The organism is Variovorax sp. FG153 (genome assembly GCF_057809595.1).
Window position 1 is genome coordinate 18,801 of record NZ_JBMDKG010000060.1, and the last position, 22,136, is coordinate 40,936.

A 22,136-nucleotide genomic window follows, 5' to 3' on the forward strand; every position below is an offset into this window, starting at 1 on the left:
TCAATGAGCAACGAAACCGGTGAGACTTGCGAGTGACGCTGTGCGCGGCAGGCAACGGTTGATGTGGCATCGCGTTGCTCTCACGCGAACGTGCACAACCCGGAACGCCAGCCGTGGTCAGTCTTTTTGGATCACGGTGGCTCATCCCTGGTGCCAGCACCTCTTTCAAGCTCTTGAATTGAGGATTACGTTGGTTGCGTCGGAAAATTTCGAAGATCATCAGATCTGGCGATGACCGCGCAAGGGAAAAGTTCAATCAGGCTGAGATCAGGTTAGGTCGATGGCTCTTCCTTGATCGCTTGACAGTCCGTTTCCCGGAAACAACCCGATGTGTGCAGATTTGGATTCTTTCGATGTATTTCAAGAAAATGGCATTCCTCAATTTTTTGAGAGCGTCGATATCTATGATAAAAATCGATACCTCAAAATTAAATGAACCACCAAGCAATGGCAAAAAAGACTTTCCTCGAGATTCAAAAGCAAATCGAACAGCTTCAGCAAGAAGCCGATCAGTTGCGCAAACAGGAGTCCAATGAGGTGCTCGCGCGGATCAAAGAAGCCATCGCCGTGTACGGTTTCACCGCTGCGGAACTCGGCGTCGCGGGGGGCGCCAAGCGCGGTCGCACACCGAAGGCCTTATCGGGTAAAGCGGGTCGCAAGTCCTCTGGCAAGGGGGGGGCCTCGGCACCGAAGTATCGTGATCCGAACGGCAATGTGTGGAGCGGCCGCGGTCCGCGCCCGGCTTGGTTCAAGGCCGCTTTGGACGCCGGCAAGTCGGCAGAAGACTTTCTCGCCAAGTAGCACTCGGGACTGCCGCCTGCAGAAGGTGGCAACTGTCAAAACCGGACGCTGGGGTTTGCCCCTCGCGCTTGAGGCTCATGAAGCGCGCCATCAGCCGTCAATCAACGCGTGGCTGAAGAGCCTCATGCGACCGCAAACACGCGTGGCCCCTAAGTGGAGGGCGACCTCTCGATCCTGCCCGGAGCGCCTTCCGCAAGGCACAGGAACGAGCGGCGCCGGAGAAAAGGTAAACGTCTGGGACCGATTCAAAGGAACGGCACGCCACCGGTCACGGGAATCGTCGCGCCCGAGATGTAGCTGCCCTCGTCGGAGGCCAGCAACACATAGACGGCCTGCAACTCGCGCGGCTGGCCCGGGCGCTTCATGGGCGTCTGCGTGCCGAACTCCTTGACGTTGTCTTCCGGCAAGGTTGAGGGGATCAGGGGTGTCCAGAAGGGGCCGGGCGCCACGCAGTTCACGCGAATGCCCTTGTCGGCGAGCAGCTGCGCCATGCCGCCCGACAGGTTCTGGATCGCGCCCTTGGTCGCGGCATAGGCCACGAGGGTGGCGTTGGGCTTGTCGGCGTTGACCGAGGCGGTGCTGATGATCGAGCTGCCGGGCTTCATATGGGGAACCGCGGCCTTGCAGAGATAGAAGTTCGCGTAAACGTTGGTGCGGAAGGTGCGATCGAACTCTCCGGCGCTGATGTCCTCGAGCGACTTGTGCGACATCTGGAAGGCGGCGTTGTTCACCAACACGTCGATGCGGCCGAAGTGCTCGAGCGTGCTGGCCACGAGGGCCTGGCACTGCGCCTCCTCGCGGATGTCGCCGGGTGCGAGCACACAGCGGCGACCGGCACCCTCGACCAGGCCGCGGGTGACCTGGGCATCGGACTCTTCCTCGGCCAGGTAGGAGATCACCACGTCCGCGCCTTCGCGGGCGAAGGCCAGCGCGACTGCGCGGCCGATGCCGCTGTCGCCGCCCGTGATAAGGGCCGCCTTGCCGAGGAGCTTGCCGGCGCCCACGTACGAGTGTTCGCCGAAATCGGGGCGCGGCGACATCTCGGACTCGAGGCCGGGCGGTTGTTGCTGGGAGGTGGAGAAGGGAGGCCGGGGGCCCGCGTCGCGTGGATCGGTCATTGCTGTTCCTCTGTGCCAAGGGAAGGGATTCGGTGTTGCGCCCGCCGCATGCGGAGTCGGTGTGCCTGCCGAAGTAGTGATCGCCGATGCTCCCGCCACGGTAGGCGTAACGCGCATGCACGCGTGCGTCGCCACTGGCTTCAAAGGTTCCGCATGCGCGGGCGCAAGCCCTTGCTCTTGGTCGCAAGCGATGGTTCGAAGCCCAGGCGGGTGCGCCTGTTTCTACGAGATTGCTCGCAAAGAAGACGGCCCAATCCCATCGGGAGCGGAGAATCCGCGAAGCCGCCTACGGGCGGCACCAATGCGAGCGCATCGAGCCATCCTGTCCCGAACAATGCCGAGTTGCGGCGCGCTCAATTGAAGGCGCCAGCCAAGCGTGTGGGCGTGCCTGTTCCCGGCTCACTGTTGACCGAAGACGTGGTGGCTTTTGCCGAGGGCGTGATTGCGCTGATAGCGCTGGAGTGGCAAGACTGCCCGCGAGAGCCCTTTGAGCCGTTGCGCAGTACTGTGCCAGGCACAAGGACGAAGGACGCGCCCTCTTAAACGGCATGTTCCCACCTCCTGGGCGTCGGTGGCCATCAGGCGGCCGCCGGCTTGCCGAGGAATTGCGAGGCCACCGCGTTCAGCAGCGCATCGGCGAAACCTCCCGGAGCACGCCCCACCTTTCTCGCGCTCGTGCGAACGCGCGGCCGCGCGCTCCAGCAGATCTTCGAGCCGGTGCGCTCCAGTTCGGTGACCAGGGCCACGTCCTCGCTGCAGGCGAGCTCCTGAAAGCCTCCGGCACGCAGATAGGCATGCGCCGCCACGCCGAGGTTCGCTCCGTGCACATGGCGGTGCCCATCGGCATCGCGGTAGCTCGTGGCGAAGTGCCGCGACAGAAAAAGAGCGTTCTCGCCATGAGGCGTCCAGTCGTCCACCGCGACCGTGCCGCACACCGCATCGGCGTCGAGCGCGAGCTGCTGCGACAACCAGTCCTCGGCGACCAGGGTGTCGGCATCGGTGAAGGCGAGCCAGCGTGCGCCGAGCGCGAGCAGCGCGTTGGCACCGGCCGCGCGTGCCCACCCCACGTTGCGCGCGTCGATAGCCAGAACGTTCGCGCCCGAACGCGCGGCGATCGCGGCCGTCGCATCGCTGCAGCGATCCGCGACCACCATGATCTCCACGCGCTCTCCTCCGAGCAGCGGATCGCTGGCACAGGCCAGTGCGTGCGCCATGCAAGGCTCGATCACCGACTCTTCGTCGTGCGCGGGGATGACGATTCCGATCATGGTTCTGCCTCAAAAGGCCTGGAAGGAGGCAACAAGGAACTGGCGCGCCAGCGCGACGCGAGAGGAGCGCATCAGTTCTTCGGCGGATCGTTCTCTCGATCGAAATGGCGCAACGGCATGGCCGCGATGAATGCCGCGATCGCCGCATCGGCATCGGAAGCATCCGCGAGCACCAGCCCCGCATCCGGCGAGCCATCGGGCAGCGCCAGCGGGATCTGCGCTTCGGCCAGCAGGGCTTCCGAGGCGCCGAAGGCCAGGATCGTCTTGCAGTGCCAGTACTGTGCGCGCAGGAACTCCAGCGTGTGGGCATCGGCGTCGAGCGCCTCCACCGCCGCGGCGCCATCGGGCAGGACAAGCGCGTCGAACAGGAAGCCCGGCGAGTTCTCCATCGTGGCGTCCGCTTCGAAGCTTTCGCCCGCGGCACCGCTGTAGGTCCCGAGTCTGGCTGCGACGAGGCGTGGCACCGCGCCAGCCTCGACCAGCGCACTGATGAGCTTCGCGAGCGACGCTCCTTCCACGCCATGCGCGATCAGGATCGCCACCTTGCGCGTGCGGATGCCGCCATCGCCCGGCCGGGCCAGCAGGGACAGCGGCGGCGAGACCTCGACTTCGGGCCGGGGCGGGTTTTCGAGCGCCTTGGGCAGGGCCGCGGGCAGTGCCATGCCGAGATCCTGCGCGAGCCGCGCCGCCAGTTCGGGCGATGCATTCGCGAGGCTCGCGACCACGCGCTCGCGGATCGCGGGCACCGTCACCTTCGACAGCTCGAAGCGGAACGCGTTGCCGATGTGCGCCTTCTCGACCTCCGACTGGCTCTCGAAGAAGAGCCGTGCCTGGGTGTAGTGGTCGGCGAACTTCTCGGGCTTGATGCGCACCTTGTCCGCGCTTTCCTTCGCATCGAGGCGCCTGGCGACGCTGGTGAAGCCCTGCGCGGCGCCAGCCTGGAACGGGCAGCCGCCAGCGAGCGAGTTCGGCTCGTAGGCGACACGGCCGCGGTGGATGGCCTGGCGATGCATGCCGTCGCGCTGGTTGTTGTGCACCTGCGCGATCGGGGCGTTGATCGGCAGCTCGTGGAAGTTCGGCCCGCCCAGGCGGCTGATCTGCGTGTCCACGTAGGAGTGGATCCGGCCCGCCAGCAGCGGGTCGTTGGTGAAGTCCAGCCCAGGCACGATGTGCGCGGTGCAGAAGGCCACCTGCTCGGTCTCGGCGAAGAAGTTGTCCGGGTTGCGGTTGAGCACCATGCGCCCGACGATCTGCACCGGCACCAGCTCCTCGGGGATCAGCTTGGTCGCGTCGAGGATGTCGAAGCTGAACTGCTCGGCCTGCTCCTCCGTGAAGATCTGCAGGCCCAACTCCCACTCCGGATACTCGCCGGCCTCGATCGCCTCCCACAGGTCGCGGCGATGGAAGTCGGGATCGGCGCCCGAGATCTTCACCGCCTCTTCCCACACCATCGAGTGGGTGCCGAGCCTGGGCTGCCAGTGGAACTTGACGAGGAAGGACTCGCCCGCGTCGTTGACGAGGCGGAAGGTGTGGACCCCGAAGCCCTGCATCATCCGGTAGCTGCGCGGAATCGCGCGGTCCGACATCTGCCACATCAGCATGTGGGTCGACTCGGGCATCAGCGAGACGAAGTCCCAGAAGGTGTCGTGCGCGCTCGCGGCCTGCGGCATCTGGTGATGGGGCTCGGGCTTCACCGCGTGGACGAGGTCGGGGAACTTGATCGCGTCCTGGATGAAGAACACCGGCATGTTGTTGCCGACCAGGTCCCAGTTGCCTTCGTCGGTGTAGAACTTGACGGCGAAGCCGCGCACGTCGCGCGCCGTGTCCTTGGAGCCGCGTTCGCCCGCGACGGTCGAGAAGCGGACAAACACCGGCGTGATCTTTCCGGCCTCCTTGAAGGGCGCGGCCTTGGTGTACTTCGTCAGCGGCTCGTAGGCTTCGAAGAAACCGTGCGCGCCCGAGCCACGCGCATGCACGATGCGCTCGGGGATGCGCTCGTGGTCGAAGTGCGTGAGCTTCTCGCGCAGGATGAAGTCCTCGAGCAGCGCCGGCCCGCGTGCGCCGGCCTTCAGGGAATTCTGGTTGTCGGCGATCGGCACGCCCTGGTTGGTGGTGAGCGCCTGGCCCGAGGAGTCCACCCGCACGCGGTCCAGCGAATCAATGGTCGCGTTCACGCCCTCGGGCGCCGCACTGCCTGTCTTGGCCGAAGCATTGACCTCCGAGAGCGTGCTGCCGGTGGGCAGGCGCGATGCCGGTGTCGCGGTCGCGCCCACGGGCGCTGACTGCGCGTTCGCGATGCCATGCTCGAGCGCCTTGTTCGGATTGCCGGGCATGGCGGCGGCCAGGGCCTGCGCATCGATCATCTTCTGCGCCGGAAGGTCGTTGCTACCAGCGGCCGCGGGTGCCGGTGCTGCGGGACCGCTGTCAGTGTTGCGTGCCGCCGCACGCGCCGCATCCAGGGTGGCTACGGAAGGGGTGACTTTTTTCTTGGACATGAGGCCTCGCATGGAGATGGGTCGTGGGAGGAGCGCGACTCTGAGGACGGGCGGGGATCCCGTGCGTAGGACAAAGCCCTCTTTGACCCATATTCTTCGCATAGCGCTCGCGCAGCTGCAAACTTGATCCAGGTTAATGCAGCACGCCGCGATGCGGTGCACCATCCGACTCAAGGAATCCTCCATGCTGACCGATGACGTACTTCGCAACCGCGCTGCAGAAATCTCAGATGCCGAGCGCAACCTGCTCGAAGGTGCCATCTCCCATACACAGACCTACGCGGCCGGCAGTGTGGTCGTTCGCCAGGGCGTGCCAGTCGACATCAGCACGCTGCTCGTCGAGGGATTCATGACACGCCATGTCGACGCACCCGATGGCAGGCGCCATCCCGTCGCGCTGCATGTGCCGGGAGACTTCGTCGACCTGCACGCCTATGCGCTGAAGGAGCTCGACCACGATGTCGCCGCATTGACCGACGTTACCGTCGCAGTCTTTCGGCATGCCGCGCTGGAAGAGATGCAGGCAGCGGAGCCCGGCCTCGCGAGGCGGCTGTGGTTCCTCACGCTGCTGGACGCGGCGATGCACCGGCAGTGGATCTACCGCTTGTCGAGCCTCAACGCGCTGCAGCGCGTGTCGCACTTCCTTTGCGAGACGCACGCCCGCCTGCTGGCGATCGGCGCATCCGACGGGTATGCCTTCTCGCTGCCGATGACGCAGGCCGATATCGGCGAGGTCTGTAGCCTCACGAATGTCCACGTGAATCGCGTGCTGCGCGAACTGCGAGAAGCCGGGCTGTGCAATGTCCGCGGCGCAAGCGTGCAGATCCTGGACTTGAAGAGCCTGGTCGAGAGAGCGCGGTTCGACCCCCAATATCTGTACCTGAACCAGCAGACCGCGGCACGCGCGGTTGCACGAACCGGGAGTTCCGCATGACCGATCGCCGCACCGTGCCCGGGCTGCGCGAAGATGCCGGCCACGCCACCGCGGAGGATGGCGTGGTGATTCTCGATGGACCCAATGGCGTGGCCGTGACGATGACGGCGGATGCCGCGGCCCTGACGGCGGAGCGCCTCCACGCGGCCTCGCTGCTGGCGCGCGAGCAGATGGCTGCCACGAAGCCGGGAAGCGAAGGTCCGCCGAGTGCGTAGGAAGGCATTGAGCGAACGCGAGCTGCGCGTGCTGGCCAGCATGAAGCTGCTGGCATCCTTCGAACAGCAGCAACTCCCCGCTGAGTGCACCTCGAGGGATGACGTCGAGCGGCTGCTCGGGCTGCACGCGGCCAAGCTGCTCAAGGCAAGCTTCGACCCTCCGATCCGCGAACTTTCGGGGGAGGTCTACATCGCGCGCGCATGCGTGTCGGAGGTGACGGCGGAAGGCTTTTCGGCCCTCGCGCGCGCCCGACGCCAGCAGCCGGAGCATTTCGATGACAGGTCGCCGCGGCGGCCGCGCGCGAGGCGATTGTCGAAGATCGGCGACGCCGCGGGTGAAGAGAAGGCCGGGCCCGCTTGAGCTGACGCTGACAGCGCGTGGTGCTGCTGCGCGCTACCAGTTGCGCAACGACACGTCCATCCCGCTGGCGGAAGGATTTTCATGCGTATTTACTGCTCGCGGCCCTTCGCGCACGTCGCCCGCCAGGTCGATCAGCGCGGCCATGCCATCGGTCAATGCATGATTCCAGTGCTTGCATGGCTTCTGGCTCTCGAGCATGTCGACCCAGGCCGCCCCCTCGGTGCCCTGCTCGAGCAGCACCCAGAAGTAACGGCCCGGGGCGGGCTCGATCACGTGCACGGAAATGTGCCGCAAGCGATTCGCGGCGAGCCCATTGCGCATCCCTGAACGTTCGTCTCCCGTGCCTTGGGCATCCTCGGCCATGTGTATCTCCTGGGGCGGTTTCGACAAGAAAGCGGGAACCCTCCGTTCTTTCGTCGCCGCGGCACGTAGGCGGGCCGCGCTTTCAGCGGCAAGGGAGTTCCGGCGCGTGCGGTTCCGGCCGGGACGCCGCCTCGCTGGCGAAGCGTTGCACAATATGCGGCGGCGCAGAGGTGAACTCGAGCGCCATCTCCTCACTCTCCGTATGTCCCCAGAATGAAAAGACTGCCCACCCATGTCGACGGCTTCGACAGCATCCTCAACGGCGGCTTGTTCGAAGGAGGCGTCTACATCTTCGAGGGGCCACCGGGCGTGGGCAAGACGACGCTGGCGAATCAGATCGCCTACACCCTGGCTCGCCGCGAGACCCGCACGCTCTACGTCACCATGCTCGCGGAATCGCATTCGAGAATGCTCCAGCACATGGAAGGGCAAGTTTTCTTCGAACAGCGCGAGGTCAACGCCAAGGTCTTCTATGTCAGCGGCTATCGAGAGCTCGAGCAAGGCGGCCTGAAATCGGTGGTTGCCTTGCTGCAAGGCGAGCTGGTTCGCCACCGCGCCGGCTTGCTGGTCATCGACGGTCTCGTAGTGGGCGGGCCGGTCTCCATGTCGGACGACTCGGTGAGGCAGTTCGTGCATGAACTCCAAAGCCTCGTGAGCGCGATGTCGTGCACATGCCTCGTGCTGACGAGCGGCAACGGGAATGCCCTGAGTGCCGAGCAGACGATGGTCGATGGCATTTTTTCCTTCGAGGACTACGGTTTCCACTGGCGCGCCGAGCGCCGCATGCAGGTGCGGAAGTTTCGCGGCAGCCAGGTCATCCGCGGCCGGCATACCTTCTGCATTTCTTCGAGCGGCCTTCAATTTTTTCCGCGCCTGGAAAGTCTCCCTGTCACGGCATCGCCTGGAACCCTGGGGCCGGAAACCCTCTCGTCCGGAATACCGGCGCTCGATGCAGTCCTACGGGCCGGCGGGGTTCTTTCCGGCAGCGCTTCGGTGGTCATCGGTCAGAGTGGTGCCGGCAAGACCACTCTGGCGCTCGCGTTTGCTGCAGCAGCAACTGACGACGCGCCCGGTCTTCTTCTGCCGTGCACGGAATTGGTGGGGGACTTGAAGCGCATGGGGCAGGAGTTGGGCCTGGCCGTCGCGCAAGCCGCTGATTCCGGTGCGCTCACCGTTCAACCGCTCGGTCACGAAGACGAATCCATGGATGAGATGGGGCACAAGCTGCTGCGACTGGTCGACGAGTTGAAGGTCCGCCGATTGGTCGTGGACGGTCTGGCTGGCATGGCCGACACCCTGGCTTTCTCCGAACGGGGCTATCGCTTCCTGGGGCGCCTGCTCGGGGAGCTCAAGTCTCGAGGCGTGACATCGCTGTTCACCGTGGATCCCGCCGCCCTTTCGGCCGCGGCCGCCTCGCCGCTGGCGGAAGGCGTGGTCGGCTGGTTCGACAACGCGTTCGAGTTTCTCCCGCGCGACAGGCATGGCGCGCGAATCCTGTTGATTTCCAAGGTTCGCGGCAGCCAGGCCTCGACAGCGACACTGGATGTCAACCTGAACCTGCTCGATGCCGGCGGGCAGCCGAGCGTCTGATCGAAAGTCCGTCCCGATGAAACTCATCCTGGTTGTCGAGGACGAATACGGTAACGCTCAGATTCTCCGGCTCCTGCTGGAATCGGAAGGCTACCGCGTTGCTTCCGCCTCCAATGGCAAGGCAGCGCTGGAGCTTCTCTCGGGCGAGGTCCCCGCCTTGATTCTCTCGGACTTCATGATGCCGATCATGAACGGCGGTGAACTCGGCGAAGCCGTGCGCCGCAACCCCGCGCTCTGCTGCATACCCTTCGTGATCATGAGCGCCACGGACGAAGAGGTGGTGCGCAAAGTCTTTCGTGGCTACGACGCGTTTCTCGTCAAGCCCTTCGAAATCGATCCCCTGCTTCTGTTGATCGAGCGCCTTGTCGCGAACGGGCGTCCGCCGCCGCCGCGCAGCGAAGAGATTGGGGAGTCGATGAAGCAGCTGATGCGCGGAATCAAGCTGCCCGGGTCTTCCGACTGAGCATGGTTTCTTGCCGGTTGGATCGATGACCACCGGCTGAGCGTCCTACGCCCGCTCGGGCGAACCCCGCGCGTCGCCGGGCCCGCCCGCCTCCTAGCTTGTCGAGGCGATCACTTCCGGGGCTTTCCGAGGCCTCCTCATGCACGCAGCTTCTTCCTTCCGCACGGTGCTCTCATCGGGCTCTTTTTATGTTGCGAGCGCAGTGGCGCAGCTGCCGTTGGCGATGGGCCGAACCTGGTGTCCACCGTGGTGCTCGATCCGTCGCCGGTCAACTACCTGGAGATCCGAATGACCAACGAACATGCTTTTGTCTACAGGGGCCACGCGTTCCGGCTGGTGCTCGAGCCCGACCCGCGCGGGCAATACCAGGTCGCGGTGGACTGGATGACGCAGCCCGACCAGGCCACGCGGCTGCCGCAGGACGCCGATCCTTACGCGACCGCCGAAGAGGCCCTGCGGCACGGCCAGCAGCAAGCCATGCGGTGGGTCCATGACCGCACGGGCGACGGACAGGGGCAGACCTAGAAGGCTGCTCTGCAGGACTTTTCCATCCATTTTTTTCCACAGGAGACGCCATGCCATCCACGAATCCGCCATCCCAGTCCATCGATGCGAAGAGCGCTTCGGACATCGAGCAACTGGCCCGCAAGCTCGACGCCACGCACGAGCAGGTCGAAGAATCCATACGCGCCGTGGGTACGAACGCCTCGGACATCGAACTTCATCTCAAGGGATCGCGCAGTACCACCAATGCCGAGCGAACGGACGAGGCTGGCAAGGGCTGATCTTGTGGAGCTGGCGCTGGGGGACTGAATGTACTGCGCTGCGTCGAAGCGCCCTCGGCTTCCTTATTCGCGAACAGGGACGCGCTTGTCCTACGTCCATGCCGTCGCGGGCTTCAAGAATCGATCTCTTTCTGGAGGCCCACCATGCACATTCGAAAGCCGCTTGCGCTTCTTTCACTCTCGCTGGTTCTTGCAACACCCTTTGCAGGTGCACAGCAATCGTCCACCGGAAATCCAAAGGGATCGGTCGCTCCTGCTGCGGGAAACTCCACGCCCAAGGCCCAGGGGGCCACGGGTCCGCGCGTTGACACGGGACGCGGCACCGCGCCGTTGAGCAGCGAGCACGGCCCCGCCGAGGCGCGCACCGGCCAGAATCGTCCACCCGGCGGCGGTCCGAACGGCGGGCTGACGCGCACCAATCCTCAGGACACCGCGCCTTCGGACAATGGGCGCAGCGCCCAGGGATCGTCGGCGCGGCCGGTGCCGTCCTCGGAATCGAAGGAACGCGAACGCAATCGGTGAGGGGCGGGCGGGCCACGTAGGTGCATGCGGTGCTGCTGCGTCGTGCCGGCCCCTGCTCGATCCTCCTTGTGTCCATGGCGCGTCGCCTGACCCATGCTTTGCTGCTGTTGCAGCAGTTGAGCTATGCGCACACCCTTTGCGAGTTCCAGCGATTGTGCGAGCGCTGTGGTCGCGTGTCACCTTCGAGCGCCGAAATCGCGAAGAGCTTTCGGCGAATGACGGAGTGCGAGCGGCGTTGGGCTCGATGCCGCGAGGGCTTGGCTGCGGCAGACATGGCGGCATTGCGTGTTTTGAGAGCGCTCGATCTGCAGCGTCTCCTGGAAAGCGCTCACCGGCGGCTGGGTTCGTGGAGCGATGCTTCGAGCATGGACCGGATGCCCGCGTCGCATCTTTTCGAGTGGGTCTCGCACGATTGCGAAAAACTCGAACTGGCTCAGCTCGAGGATGCCATGAGTCCCGCGGAGGCTGCGATTTACGTGCAGTCCCTCGACCGGCTTGAGGGTTGATCAGGCCGATCGTCAGGCGTCGTCGAAAGGACGCGCAGTGTGTGCAAGCGCTCGGCCGCGTTTGAGAAAGCCGCGTTCAGATCCTCCGCTGACATGGACGGATAACCGGCGGGCGCGTGTAGCGCCTTGCGAAGGCGCTCGCACGCAGCCTCCCAGGCCATCTGGGCGACCAGCCGGGCTTTGAGGTCCGAATCGGAGGCGCGCATCACGCATCATGTTCCGCTCAGCCCACCGCGCAAGCCCAATGAGATTTTTCAGGCGCTTCGTCCTACAGTTCGCACTCGGCGTTCTGGTTCTCAACCGTTGAGTCGCTGCGAAGACTTCCGAGTATTTTTGCAGTCGACGCCGCTTGTATTCTTGACGTGTCCGGTGGAGCACGCCGACGGGAGGGGCTTGTGAAGCAACCAGCCTTGCCTTACCGCGTTACGGCTCCGCCCGATCAGCGCACTTGGCCATATCCCGGCCCAGCGCCACTTTCTGCGCGGCCTCGTTCGCCAGGCTGCCGGTCTTCGCCCGCTCCGCCAGCCGCGCATAGAAGGCGGCCACGCGCTGCAATTCCTGTTCGTCGAGATCCTCGATGCCGATCATGCGGTTGCTGGCGCGCTTGTGGGCCGCCAGCAGTTCGTCCAGCTTGAGGTGCATGGCAACGCTGTCCTTGTTCTGGCTCTGCTGGATCAGGAAAACCATCAGGAAGGTCACGATCGTCGTGCCGGTGTTGATCACCAGCTGCCAGTTCTCCGAGAAGCCGAACAGCGGTCCGCAGATCGCCCACAGCGCCACCGCCATCAGTGCGACGCAGAAGGCTGTCGGCGTGCCAGCCCAGCGCGTGACGCGGCTGGCGAAGCGGTCGAAGCGCGCCAGCCAGCGCGACCTGCCGGCGTAGGCGACGGTCGCGGTGTTTGGCATTCCGCCCACGGGGCCATCCTCGTCTTCTTCAGGGTATGTGTGTTGGCTGCGCTGGATGTCTGACATGTGGAAAGCGAAAGTGCTCCTACGAACTCGTATAGCGTGCACGTGAAGGCAGCTTGACTGCGACATCTCTGCGCGCATCCTCTTGCAGGAGTCTTCCTGCCCCGCCTCCCCGCGCGTTTGCCGTCGTGTCCTGTGTGGGCAGGGCATGCTCCTACGAGATTCTTCGCCAGCACGAGACGCCGCCGCCGCTCGGCGCACCTACCGTTCTTCCAACACAACAGCGTAGGAGCTTCTGATGGCAAGTTCAAACAACGGCGGCGACCAACCTTTGGTCGCGCCTGCGGGCGGTGCAAATCCACCCGTCGAACCGCTCACTGAAGGACTGGACGCCACCGCGGCGGCGTCGCCGAAGAAGACGGATCAAGCTGATCAGGAACGAGTGATACGTGAGGCGGCCTATGCCGCCTACGAGCGGCGCGGCAAGACTGAAGGCGATGCCGTACAGGACTGGCTGGCTGCAGAGGCAGAGGTCAATGCGAGGAATTCTTCGAAAGTCGCGGAACTCGCCCGCAAGCTCGATGCCACACCCGAGCAGGTCGAGGAGGCCATCCGGGCCGTTGGCCCGAATGCCTCGGACATCGAACTTCACCTCAAGGGTACGCGCAGCACCACGAATGCCGAGCGTACCGACGCCACCGGCAAGGAATGACCATGCCCCAGGACACCAAGATCCCCGTCCCCAACAATGCCGAGTCGCGGCGCGCGCAATGGCAGGCGCTCGCCGAGCGTGTCGGTGTGCTCGTCCCCGGCTCGCCGTTGACCGAGGAACTGGTGGCCTTCGCCGAGGGCGTGATCGCGCTGCAGCGGCAGGACCGCGAGAGTCCCTTCGAGCCGCTGCGCTAAATCCAGGCAACGTCGTTCAGGCGATCGCGCTGCGCCTCACGCGCACGGGAATCGCTTTCGCCGCGGGCACCATGCTTTCGCGCGCGAAGTGCTCGAGGGGAATCAGCGGATTGCACTCGGGGTAGTAGCCGCCTACGCTGCCTTCGGGCAGATCGAAGCACATGACGCGGAGACCCCTCACTTGTCGCTCGGCGTCCTCGAAGCCTTCGGCGCACACGTCGACCATGTCGCCGTCGGCCAGCAACAGCCGGGCCATGTCACTGGTGTTCATCAGCAGTACGCGACGCGTGCCGTGGATGCCGCGGAAGCGGTCGTCGAGGCTGTAGATGGAGGTGTTGAACTGGTCGTCGCTGCGCAAGGTCATGAGTCGTAGCGCGTGCGAGGATGGTGCCGCGCCCTCGCGCAACAAACCATGGCCCTTGAAGTTGGCTTTGCCGTTCTTCGTCTTCCACACGCGTTCGCGCGCGGGCAGCGGCCGCGCAAAGCCCGCCGGATCTTCGAGCCGCGCATTGAAGTCATGGAACACCTCGGGCAGCACCTGCGCGATGTGCTCGCGGATGCGCGCATAGTTCTCGACCCAGGCCTCCCACGGCACGGCCGGGTTCGGCGGCAAGGTGGCGAGCGCGATGCCCGCGACGATCGCGACCTCGGAACGCAGCGTGTTCGCGGCCGGTTCGGCGACGCCGCGCGAGGCATGCATCACGCCGGTCGAGTCCTCGACCGACACCATCTGCTCGCCGCCCGCCTGACGGTCGATCTCGATGCGGCCCAGGCAGGGCAGCAGGTACGACACCTCGCCGTGCACCAGGTGGCTGCGGTTGAGCTTGGTGGCGATGTTGACCGTGAGCCGCAGCTTCTTCCACGCCGGTTCGATGCGGTCGGTGTCGGGCACGGCCCGCGTGAAGTTGCCGCCGAGCGCGACGAAGGCGCGCACCGAGCCGTCGAGCACGCCGCGGCAGGCCTCGACCGTGTTCAGACCCTTCTCGCGCGGCGGCTCGAAACGGTAGAGCTTCGCCATCGCGCCGAGCGGCGCGAGTTCGGGCTTCTCGGTGATGCCCACGGTGCGTTGGCCCTGCACGTTCGAATGGCCGCGCACCGGGCAGATGCCCGCGCCGCGGCGTCCGATGTGGCCGCCCAGCAGCAGCAGGTTCGACACCATCTGCACGGCCGCCACACCCTCGACATGCTGGGTCAGGCCCATGCCATAGATGCCGATCACGGCGCGCGATTCGGCGAAGGTGGCGGCAGCCTGTTCCAGCGCCTCGCGCGACAAACCCGATTCTTCGGCAATCGAGGCCCACGAGGCCCCGCGCAGCCAGGCGGCGAATTCTTCGAAGCCCTCGGTGTGCTCGGAGAGGAAGCCGGCATCGAGCACGCGCGGCGCCCCTTGCGCAATGGCGGCGTCGTCGGCCGCCACCAGCGCCTTGCACAGGCCCGCCAGCGCCGCCAGGTCGCCGCCGTTGCGCACCTGCAGGTACTGGGTGCTGACCTGCGTCTCGGCGGGCGTGAGCATCTGCACCGGCGACTGCGGATTGGCGAAGTGCACCAGCCCCGGCTCGCGCAGCGGGTTGAAGGTCACGATCCGCGCACCGCGCTGGCGGGCCTCCTGCAGTTGGTGCAGCATGCGCGGGCTGCTCACGCCGGTGTTGTGGCCGAAGATGAAGATTGCGTCGCAATGCTCGAAGTCATCGAGCCGCACCGTGCCCACGGGCACGCCGATGGTCTCCGGCAGCGCCACCGAGGTGGTCTCGTGGCACATGTTCGAGCTGTCGGGCAGGTTGTTGTTGCCGTACAGGCGCGCCAGCAGCTGGTAGAGGTAGCTGGTCTCGAGCGAGGCGCGGCCCGAGGCATAGAACACCACCGAGGCCGGGTCCTCGCGGCGCAGCGCGCGCAGTTCGGCACCGATCTCCGCGAAAGCGTCATCCCACGAGACCTCGAGGTACCGGTCGCTTGCCGCGTCCCAGCGCATTGGCCGCGTGAGACGTCCCCCGGCCTCGAGTTCGTGGTCGCTCCAGCCGAGCAGTTGCGTGACCGTGTGCTGCTCGAAGAAGGCCGGCGGCATACGCTTGGCCGTGAGCTCCCAGGCCGTGGCCTTGGCGCCGTTTTCGCAGAACTCGGCCGGGCGCGGATGACCGGGCTTGGCCCAGGCACAGCTCACGCAGGCGAAGCCGCCGGGCTTGTTCTGCTTGAGCAGGGCCTGCGTTCCCGCGATCGGAATGTGCTCGCGCAGCAGGATGCCGCCCACCGCCTTCAGCGAACCCCAGCCGCCGGCCGGGTGTTGGTAGGGCTCCGGTGTCGCCGCGTCGTTCACGTCGTCTAACGCTGGCCGGGACCGGGATTAGGTTGCTGCGCGAGGTCTTCGTGCAGACCGAAGGCGGCCGAATCGTCGTGTCGGGTGCTCTCGACGTTTTTGCGCTTGTCCCGCATGCGCTCGTTCGGGGCGGGCGAGGCCACGTCCTCGCCGGCGGCCGTGCGCTGGTTCGAGAAGCGTTCGCCGCCACCGATGTTGTCGGCACCGCCGCTGGTGGTGGGCCGCGTGCCGTCGCCGCTGCCCGCGATGCTGGGTTGGGTCATGGAATGCTCCTTTTCAAGCACCTCAACTAAACAGCGCGCTGCGGCGTGCTTGTAGGAACCGGTGCCGTCACTGTGCGCGGCACTGTTGCGCTGCCGTCTGCGCTCTCCTCAGGCCGTGTCATCGATGGGGCCGACAGGCGGCACGCCCTCGTCCTCGCCGCCGGTACGCGGGCCGGAGCGTTCGTCGGGCACCATGCGCACGAGTTCGGCGCATCCGTCCTCGAAGGCGTCGAGCCACAGGTCGTAGGCCATCGGGCTGGCGGACAGCTCGATCCATTCCGAGGCATCGGCGCCTTGCTCGTGCAGGACCCAATGAAAGTTTCCCGCGCCCACCTCCTCGACGAATACGGCGATGCGTCGAAGCGGGTCATTTCAAATTCTTGGCCAGGTACCGGCGCACCTAAGCGTTGTCCTTGCCCGCGGCGGGCGGGGCAGACTGCTTGGCGGCGCTCGCGGCGCTCGCGGCGGGCGCGGGGTCATGACCGCGCTCGCCCGGGTCTCCCGAAGGCTTCTTGGCCTCGCGGCCGATGCGACTGCCGTCCGCGGGCGTGTCGATGCCCGCCTCGCCATTCTGATCGACGTTCACAGGCGACATCGACTTGCGTGTGGACATGTTCAACCCTTGGCCTTGTACTGATCGCGCAGATCACGGATCTGATCGTGGTTGCGCTGGGCGCCCTCGGCCTGGCGCTCGACCAGCGTGCGCACCGCAGGCGGCAGTTCGGACTTCAGCGCCTTGCGATAGCGGGCGACGGCTGCATCCTCGCCACGCTCGCATTCCTCGAGCATGGACAGCGCGCTGTCCGCGCCCAGCGTTCCCTTGACGTGAACCCAGCCGCGATGCAGCGCCCCGCTGGCGGTGCCGCCCGTGTCGGTCTCTCCGCCGAGCGAGCGGATCAGCGTCGCCAGTTCGGCGGCTGCCTCTGCGCACTGGGCTGACCGGCTCGCGAAGACCTGCTTGATCTGTGCGTCGTCGACCTCGTCCGCGCAGGCACGGAAACCGTACTCGCCATCGCGGGAGTTTTCGAGCAGGTCGGACAGGATCGAAACGACTTCGTCGTTGGTGCGAGTGGCGGTGGTCATGGTGCTGTTGCTCCTGGTCGGTTGGTGGTTGGAAAAAGGAGGCGTGAACATCCCGCGTCGGTCGTTGGAGGCGTGTAGGCAAGGGCCGCGCGCGCCCGTCATGGCGAAGCCATGAGATGCACTCGGCTGGACGTTTGGCTTACGCACAGAGTGGCGGGCTGCCGTCCGACGTGCCCAGGACAGGCCCCTGCTTAAACCCCTCGAACTGTGCCTCACCACCCGAACAACCGGTCCCGCGAGCCATCGCGAACAACGCAAAAAGGTCCCCGATGAGCCATAGCCATGCCCCGGATCCGCCCACTCCTGCGAACACGGGCCCATCGCGCCACATCGTTTCGCTGAAAGTGAATGGTCAGACGGAGACGCTTGACCTTGAGGCCTGGGTCAGCCTGTTGGACCTGCTGCGCGATCGGCTTGGCCTGACGGGCACCAAGAAGGGCTGCGATCATGGGCAGTGCGGTGCCTGTACCGTGCTTGTCGATGGGCGTCGCATCAATGCCTGCCTGCGGCTCGCCGCCATGTGCGAGGGCGCGGAGATCACGACGATCGAGGGTGTGGGGCAAGGTTCGACGCTGCACCCCCTGCAGCAGGCGTTCATCGACCACGACGCGCTCCAGTGCGGCTACTGCACGCCCGGCCAGATCTGTTCCGCGATGGGGCTGCGCAACGAGGGCCAGGCCTCGAGCGCCGATGAGGTGCGGGAACTGATGAGCGGCAACCTGTGCCGCTGCGGCGCCTACCCGCAGATCGTGGCCGCTGTTTCCGAGGTGGTGCTTCAGGTGCAGGAACGATGAATCCCTTCACCCTCATCTCTCCCCCGAGCATCGAGCGGGCATTGCACGAGTTCGCGCCCGGCAGCCAATGGATCGCTGGCGGCACCAATGTTCTCGATCTGATGAAGGAAGGCGTGGCGCGGCCCGGCAGGCTGATCGACATCACCGGGCTGGGGCTGGACCGCATCGAGACCACGGAGGGTGGCGGTCTGCGCCTCGGCGCGCTGGCGCCCAACGCCGACACCGCCTGGCACCCGCTGGTGCGGGAGGGCTACCCGTTGCTGAGCGCGGCGATTCTCGCCGGCGCCTCGCCGCAGATCCGCAACATGGCGACCAACGGTGGCAACCTGCTGCAACGCACCCGCTGCGTCTACTTCTACGACCTGGGTGCACCCTGCAACAAGCGCGAACCCGGCACCGGCTGTCCAGCCATCGGCGGTCTCAGCCGCCAGCATGCGGTGCTGGGTGCGAGCGAGCGTTGCATCGCCACGCACCCGTCCGATATGTGCGTGGCGCTCGCCGCGCTCGATGCCGTGGTGCATGTGCGTTCGGCCGCGGGCGCACGGGCGATTCCCTTCGGGGAGTTTCATCGGCTGCCGGGCGATGACCCGCAGCGCGATTCCACGCTCGAGGACGGCGAGCTTGTCGTGCACATCGAACTGCCCCCGGCGAAACGGTTCGCGAATCACAGCGCTTACATCAAGGTGCGCGACCGCGCTTCTTATGCCTTCGCGCTGGTATCCGTGGCGGCGGCGCTTGAGTTTGACGCCGCCGGCGCGATCGGCGCGGTGCGGGTCGCGCTGGGCGGCGTGGCCCACAAGCCCTGGCGGAGAACCGACACCGAGGCGGTGCTGGTCGGGCAGCGCCCGTCCGACGCTCTCTTCGAGGCGGCCGCCGACTTGCTGCTCGAAGGCGCGACCTCGCAAGGACAGAACGGATTCAAGATCACCATGGCACGACGCGCGATCACAAGAGCCCTTTCCACCGCGACGGCGGGAACGCCGCGCGCCGGACGCAACGACGGCCCGGGCCGCCCCGACCTGAAGGAGCCGCGATGACGCGCATACCTCAGGCGTGCCGCATGCCGGTGGCCGAACCTGGCACGGGCGACGTGCGCATCGGCGAGCCGGTCTCGCGCATCGACGGCCGGGCCAAGGTCACAGGCGAGGCGCGCTACGCGGCGGAACACCCGGCCGAAGGCTTGGTGCACGGGATGGTCGTGAACAGCACCATTGCCAAGGGCCGCATCGTGCGCATCGATGCGAGCCGGGCACTCGCGGTGGACGGTGTGCTGGACGTGCTCACGCACGAGCGGCGCCCTCACGCTCGCTCGCTCGGCATCTTCTACAAGGACATGACCTCGCCGGGGGGCACGCCCTTCAAGCCGCTGCACGACGCGCAGATCCGCTACAGCGGCCAGCCCGTGGCCCTGGTGCTGGCCGAGAGCTTCGAGGTCGCGCGTCATGCGGCCCGGCTGATCGAGGTCGAGTGCGTCGTCGAACCGCACCAGACCGGCTTGCTCGACCACACCGATCGCGCCCGCAAGCCGAGCCGCCTGAAAGCCGGATATTCGCCACCGCCCGAAGAGAAAGGCAATGCGCAGGCCGCATTCGAGGCCGCGCCGGTCAAGATCGCATCGGACTACTACAGCGGCGTCGAGCACCACAACCCGATGGAGATGTTCGCCACCACCGTGATCCGCGGCGAGGACGGCCACTTCACGGTCTACGACAAGACCCAGAGTTCGCAGAACAGCCGTTGGTATCTGTCGCGCGTCTTCGGGCTTTCCAAGAAGAAACTGACGGTGCGCAATCCGTACGTCGGTGGCGCCTTCGGCTCTGCACTGCGGCCGCAGTACCAACTCTTCCTCGCGATGATGGCTGCGCTGCACCTGAAACGCTCGGTGCGGGTCGTGCTCACGCGTCAGCAGATGTTCACCTTCGGCCATCGCCCCGAGACGCTGCAGCGAGTCCAACTCGCTGCCGAGCGTGAGGGCACGCTGCGCGCCATACGGCATACCGCGATCGCCGAGACCTCGCGCTTCGAGGACTACGTGGAAGTTGTGGTCAACTGGTCGGGACAGCTCTACCGCTGCGACAACATCCAGCTCGACTACAAGGTGGTGCCGCTCGACCAGTACAGTCCGATCGACATGCGCGCACCCGGTGCGGCGCATGGCGTGCACGCGCTCGAGGTGGCGATGGACGAGCTGGCGCACAAGTTGCGCATGGATCCGCTGGCGCTGCGGCTGCACAACTACGCCGAGCGCAACCCGATGGACGACATGCCCTACTCGACCAAGGAACTGCGCGCCTGCTACGAGCAGGGCGCACGCCGCTTCGGCTGGGAACGCCGTGCACCGCTGCCGCGCGCCACGCGCGCGGGCCACGAGTGGGTGGGCTGGGGCATGGCGACCGGCACCTGGGATGCGCTGCAGATGTTCGCGCGCGCCCGGGCGGTACTGAAGCCCGATGGCCACTTGGTGGTGAGCAGCGCCGCGACCGACATCGGCACCGGCACCTACACGGTCATGGCCATGATCGCGGCGGCGGCAATGGGACTACCGCTCGAGCGCGTGCGCTTCGAACTCGGCGACTCCACGCTGCCGGTGGCGCCCATCGAGGGCGGCTCCTCGCATGTGACCACGGTGGGGTCGGCGGTGCAGGGCGTTTGCGACAAGCTCAAACGCCGGCTGTTCCGGCTCGCGCGCGGTATCGCGGGATCGCCCCTGGCCCGGGCGAAGTTCTCCGAGGTGGAATTCGCCGATGGCACGATCCGGCTGGTGAATGCGCCGTCGACGAGTGTGGCGTTCGAGGCCGTGCTCGCCGCGAACGGCGCCCGTCCGGTCGAGGACAAGTATCTGTTGCTGCCGAGCATGCTCAAGCAGCGCAAGTACGTTCGCGCCACGCACTCGGCGGTGTTCTGCGAGGTGAAGGTCGACGAGGAACTCGGCACGGTGCGGGTGACACGCGTGGTCAGCGCGATCGCCGCAGGCCGGATCATGAGCGCGAAGACCGCGCGCAGCCAGGTGACCGGCGCCGTCGTCTGGGGCATCAGCCAGGCCCTGCACGAAGAGACGCATTCGGATCACCGGCTGGGCCGCTTCATGAACCACAGCTTTGCCGAATACCACGTGGCGGTGAACGCGGACATCCACGACATCGACGTGATCTTCGTGCAGGAGGATGACCGCGTGGTCAGCGAACTGGGCGCCAAGGGCGTCGGCGAGATCGGGATCGTCGGCGTGGCCGCCGCCGTCAGCAATGCAATCTTTCACGCGACCGGAAAGCGCATTCGCAGCACACCCATGACACCCGAAAAAGTCATGCGCTGACCCTCTGCAGAGACGATTTAGGCCAGGAGCGACCTTCGATCCGGCACGTGCAGCAAGGGAAATCTTGTTGCCTGACGCGGGCTTTCGTTAAGATCGGCGCCCGCCGAGGGTCGAGTATGCCAATGGATTTTTTGAGACGGATCGAGGATTGCCAGTTCCCGCTGGCGCTACATGACGAAGCTGACATCCGCAACGCGATCGTCCTTGAAGCCGCCGGGCTGATCGAGGCACAGCTTCCACCGGTTGGCGTGCCTTTGACCGAAGGCGCATCGGTCATCTACCGTGTGACAGCTGAGGGTAGAGCCGCCCTGGCCAAGGCAAAACGCTCGGGATAGTAGAAAAGTGCGCCAGGGCGGTGCTGTCACGGGCACCGGGCCAACCGGGTCAACCGGGTCAGGCAGACGCTGTCAGCTCCGCCATCAGTTCTTCCTTGCGCGTTGCGAGCAACTCACGCATGGTCACGAGATCGAGGCCCTTGGCCGCGCGCGCCTTGGGGAACATCTCGTTGCGCTCTTCCTTGACGTGGTGGTCAATGTACTCGCCCAGGACCTTGACCTTGGCGTCGAACATCTCGTCGATCTCCGCGGCGTCCTGGATCTGGGCGATCAGGTCCTTGGCGCTCGCGTGCTCGACCTCGGCCTCGTCGAGGAGGTCGGTCTCTTTCAGGGCCTCGCGCAACGCGGGGTAGAAGATCTCTTCCTCGATCTGTGTGTGCACGGTGAGTTCGGCGCAGATCTGCTGGGCAAGGTCTCGCTTTTTGCTGGCGGCGCTGGCGGCCTTCGAGCCCGCGAGTTCCTCGTAGGCCGTAAACATCTTCTTCACGTTCTTGTGGTCGGTGTCGAGCAGGCTGCACGCATCGGGTTCGGCGCGTTTGGTAGTCATGGAGTAGCTCCTGATTGATTCGTGGGAGCCGTAAGTTCAGCCAAGGCTCGTGAATGTCTCGTAGGCGCGTTGCGCATCGCGTCGAAGGAACTGCTCCGACGATCCGACGGCTAGCGCAGCTAGCGCGTGTTGCGGGTGCGGGGCGTCGGCTTCGAGGAGCGCAGGCCCTGATCGACCTCGCCAAATGGGCGGCACCATTTCCTACAGGGTGAGGTTGCGATCGCCGATCCGCGGCCATGTCTGGCCGAGAGACA

27 protein-coding genes are annotated in these 22,136 nt (G+C 65.7%); 16 read left to right on the plus strand and 11 right to left on the minus strand.

Features of this window, described 5'->3' with window-relative positions; all coding sequences use genetic code 11:
* Positions 1-432: 432 nt before the first annotated feature.
* Entirely contained in the window at positions 433-801 is a 369-nt protein-coding gene (locus ACODT0_RS37545) for an H-NS histone family protein (protein ID WP_261212685.1), read from the plus strand.
* 245 nt (positions 802-1,046) lie between these two features.
* Here ACODT0_RS37545 and ACODT0_RS37550 read toward each other — a convergent pair whose 3' ends face one another.
* The 3 genes from ACODT0_RS37550 to ACODT0_RS37560 all read right to left on the minus strand — a co-directional run bounded on the left by ACODT0_RS37550 (position 1,047) and on the right by ACODT0_RS37560 (position 5,682).
* On the minus strand, positions 1,047-1,919 hold the full coding sequence (locus tag ACODT0_RS37550; RefSeq protein WP_489043640.1) for an SDR family oxidoreductase: 873 nt from the start codon (positions 1,917-1,919) through the stop codon (positions 1,047-1,049).
* Positions 1,920-2,497: 578 nt separating this feature from the next.
* The gene (locus ACODT0_RS37555; RefSeq protein WP_261212683.1) at positions 2,498-3,187 is read right to left on the minus strand and encodes a glycosyltransferase family 2 protein; all 690 of its coding nucleotides are present in this window, start codon (positions 3,185-3,187) and stop codon (positions 2,498-2,500) included.
* A 71-nt stretch (positions 3,188-3,258) separates the two neighbouring features.
* Positions 3,259-5,682, minus strand: coding sequence for a catalase (locus ACODT0_RS37560; RefSeq protein ID WP_489043641.1), 2,424 nt, complete (start codon positions 5,680-5,682; stop codon positions 3,259-3,261).
* A gap of 184 nt (positions 5,683-5,866) precedes the next feature.
* On the opposite strand from ACODT0_RS37560, the gene ACODT0_RS37565 reads away from it, so the two are divergent.
* Genes ACODT0_RS37565 through ACODT0_RS37575 form a run of 3 tightly spaced genes read left to right on the plus strand, consistent with a single transcriptional unit; the run spans position 5,867 to position 7,192 of the window.
* Entirely contained in the window at positions 5,867-6,616 is a 750-nt protein-coding gene (locus ACODT0_RS37565; RefSeq protein WP_489043642.1) for a Crp/Fnr family transcriptional regulator, read from the plus strand.
* On the plus strand, positions 6,613-6,831 hold the full coding sequence (locus tag ACODT0_RS37570; RefSeq protein WP_261212681.1) for a hypothetical protein: 219 nt from the start codon (positions 6,613-6,615) through the stop codon (positions 6,829-6,831). The genes ACODT0_RS37565 and ACODT0_RS37570 overlap by 4 nt, the downstream gene beginning before the upstream one ends.
* Before the next feature lie 7 nt (positions 6,832-6,838).
* Positions 6,839-7,192: a hypothetical protein gene (locus ACODT0_RS37575; protein ID WP_489043643.1), complete on the plus strand. Its 354-nt coding sequence runs from the start codon at positions 6,839-6,841 to the stop codon at positions 7,190-7,192.
* 33 nt (positions 7,193-7,225) lie between these two features.
* Here the strand turns inward: ACODT0_RS37575 and ACODT0_RS37580 are convergent, their stop codons facing one another.
* Positions 7,226-7,555, minus strand: a complete 330-nt coding sequence (locus ACODT0_RS37580; protein WP_413764923.1) for a hypothetical protein — start codon at positions 7,553-7,555, stop codon at positions 7,226-7,228.
* Between the two features lie 213 nt (positions 7,556-7,768).
* Between ACODT0_RS37580 and ACODT0_RS37585 the strand changes: the two genes are divergently transcribed.
* The 6 genes from ACODT0_RS37585 to ACODT0_RS37610 all read left to right on the plus strand — a co-directional run bounded on the left by ACODT0_RS37585 (position 7,769) and on the right by ACODT0_RS37610 (position 11,421).
* Positions 7,769-9,145, plus strand: coding sequence for an RAD55 family ATPase (locus ACODT0_RS37585; protein WP_489043644.1), 1,377 nt, complete (start codon positions 7,769-7,771; stop codon positions 9,143-9,145).
* Between the two features lie 16 nt (positions 9,146-9,161).
* Positions 9,162-9,608, plus strand: a complete 447-nt coding sequence (locus ACODT0_RS37590; protein ID WP_489043645.1) for a response regulator — start codon at positions 9,162-9,164, stop codon at positions 9,606-9,608.
* Between the two features lie 237 nt (positions 9,609-9,845).
* Positions 9,846-10,133, plus strand: coding sequence for a hypothetical protein (locus tag ACODT0_RS37595; RefSeq protein WP_057591459.1), 288 nt, complete (start codon positions 9,846-9,848; stop codon positions 10,131-10,133).
* 50 nt (positions 10,134-10,183) lie between these two features.
* Complete coding sequence (locus tag ACODT0_RS37600; RefSeq protein ID WP_413764920.1) at positions 10,184-10,393, plus strand: DUF3606 domain-containing protein; 210 nt, start codon at positions 10,184-10,186, stop codon at positions 10,391-10,393.
* 144 nt (positions 10,394-10,537) lie between these two features.
* Entirely contained in the window at positions 10,538-10,915 is a 378-nt protein-coding gene (locus ACODT0_RS37605; RefSeq protein ID WP_489043646.1) for a hypothetical protein, read from the plus strand.
* A 29-nt stretch (positions 10,916-10,944) separates the two neighbouring features.
* Complete coding sequence (locus ACODT0_RS37610) at positions 10,945-11,421, plus strand: hypothetical protein (protein WP_489043647.1); 477 nt, start codon at positions 10,945-10,947, stop codon at positions 11,419-11,421.
* Between the two features lie 423 nt (positions 11,422-11,844).
* On the opposite strand, the gene ACODT0_RS37615 is transcribed toward ACODT0_RS37610, so the two are convergent.
* Complete coding sequence (locus ACODT0_RS37615; RefSeq protein ID WP_479669636.1) at positions 11,845-12,327, minus strand: low affinity iron permease family protein; 483 nt, start codon at positions 12,325-12,327, stop codon at positions 11,845-11,847.
* Between the two features lie 301 nt (positions 12,328-12,628).
* On the opposite strand from ACODT0_RS37615, the gene ACODT0_RS37620 reads away from it, so the two are divergent.
* On the plus strand, positions 12,629-13,042 hold the full coding sequence (locus ACODT0_RS37620) for a DUF2934 domain-containing protein (RefSeq protein ID WP_479668680.1): 414 nt from the start codon (positions 12,629-12,631) through the stop codon (positions 13,040-13,042).
* A 2-nt stretch (positions 13,043-13,044) separates the two neighbouring features.
* Positions 13,045-13,236: an aminoglycoside phosphotransferase gene (locus ACODT0_RS37625; protein ID WP_489043648.1), complete on the plus strand. Its 192-nt coding sequence runs from the start codon at positions 13,045-13,047 to the stop codon at positions 13,234-13,236.
* Positions 13,237-13,252: 16 nt separating this feature from the next.
* Here ACODT0_RS37625 and ACODT0_RS37630 read toward each other — a convergent pair whose 3' ends face one another.
* The 5 genes from ACODT0_RS37630 to ACODT0_RS37650 all read right to left on the minus strand — a co-directional run bounded on the left by ACODT0_RS37630 (position 13,253) and on the right by ACODT0_RS37650 (position 16,893).
* Positions 13,253-15,547 (minus strand): FdhF/YdeP family oxidoreductase, encoded by a 2,295-nt coding sequence (locus ACODT0_RS37630; RefSeq protein ID WP_479668678.1) that lies wholly within the window; start codon positions 15,545-15,547, stop codon positions 13,253-13,255.
* Positions 15,548-15,552: 5 nt separating this feature from the next.
* A complete protein-coding gene (locus tag ACODT0_RS37635) occupies positions 15,553-15,810 on the minus strand; it encodes a hypothetical protein (protein WP_057591451.1) in 258 nt (85 codons plus the stop codon).
* Between the two features lie 108 nt (positions 15,811-15,918).
* Positions 15,919-16,143, minus strand: a complete 225-nt coding sequence (locus tag ACODT0_RS37640; RefSeq protein ID WP_057591450.1) for a hypothetical protein — start codon at positions 16,141-16,143, stop codon at positions 15,919-15,921.
* A 67-nt stretch (positions 16,144-16,210) separates the two neighbouring features.
* Complete coding sequence (locus ACODT0_RS37645) at positions 16,211-16,423, minus strand: hypothetical protein (RefSeq protein ID WP_479668677.1); 213 nt, start codon at positions 16,421-16,423, stop codon at positions 16,211-16,213.
* A 2-nt stretch (positions 16,424-16,425) separates the two neighbouring features.
* The gene (locus tag ACODT0_RS37650; protein WP_261212667.1) at positions 16,426-16,893 is read right to left on the minus strand and encodes a PA2169 family four-helix-bundle protein; all 468 of its coding nucleotides are present in this window, start codon (positions 16,891-16,893) and stop codon (positions 16,426-16,428) included.
* 269 nt (positions 16,894-17,162) lie between these two features.
* Between ACODT0_RS37650 and ACODT0_RS37655 the strand changes: the two genes are divergently transcribed.
* The 4 genes from ACODT0_RS37655 (at position 17,163) to ACODT0_RS37670 (ending at position 21,335) form a co-directional block, all read left to right on the plus strand.
* The gene (locus tag ACODT0_RS37655) at positions 17,163-17,687 is read left to right on the plus strand and encodes a (2Fe-2S)-binding protein (RefSeq protein ID WP_479668675.1); all 525 of its coding nucleotides are present in this window, start codon (positions 17,163-17,165) and stop codon (positions 17,685-17,687) included.
* Entirely contained in the window at positions 17,684-18,724 is a 1,041-nt protein-coding gene (locus ACODT0_RS37660; protein WP_479668674.1) for an FAD binding domain-containing protein, read from the plus strand. The genes ACODT0_RS37655 and ACODT0_RS37660 overlap by 4 nt, the downstream gene beginning before the upstream one ends.
* A complete protein-coding gene (locus ACODT0_RS37665) occupies positions 18,721-21,000 on the plus strand; it encodes a xanthine dehydrogenase family protein molybdopterin-binding subunit (RefSeq protein WP_489043649.1) in 2,280 nt (759 codons plus the stop codon). Before ACODT0_RS37660 ends, ACODT0_RS37665 begins: the two co-directional genes overlap by 4 nt.
* Positions 21,001-21,122: 122 nt before the next feature.
* Positions 21,123-21,335, plus strand: coding sequence for a hypothetical protein (locus tag ACODT0_RS37670; RefSeq protein WP_261212662.1), 213 nt, complete (start codon positions 21,123-21,125; stop codon positions 21,333-21,335).
* Between the two features lie 58 nt (positions 21,336-21,393).
* Here the strand turns inward: ACODT0_RS37670 and ACODT0_RS37675 are convergent, their stop codons facing one another.
* Positions 21,394-21,882, minus strand: coding sequence for a hemerythrin domain-containing protein (locus tag ACODT0_RS37675; RefSeq protein WP_057591445.1), 489 nt, complete (start codon positions 21,880-21,882; stop codon positions 21,394-21,396).
* Between the last annotated feature and the right edge of the window lie 254 nt (positions 21,883-22,136).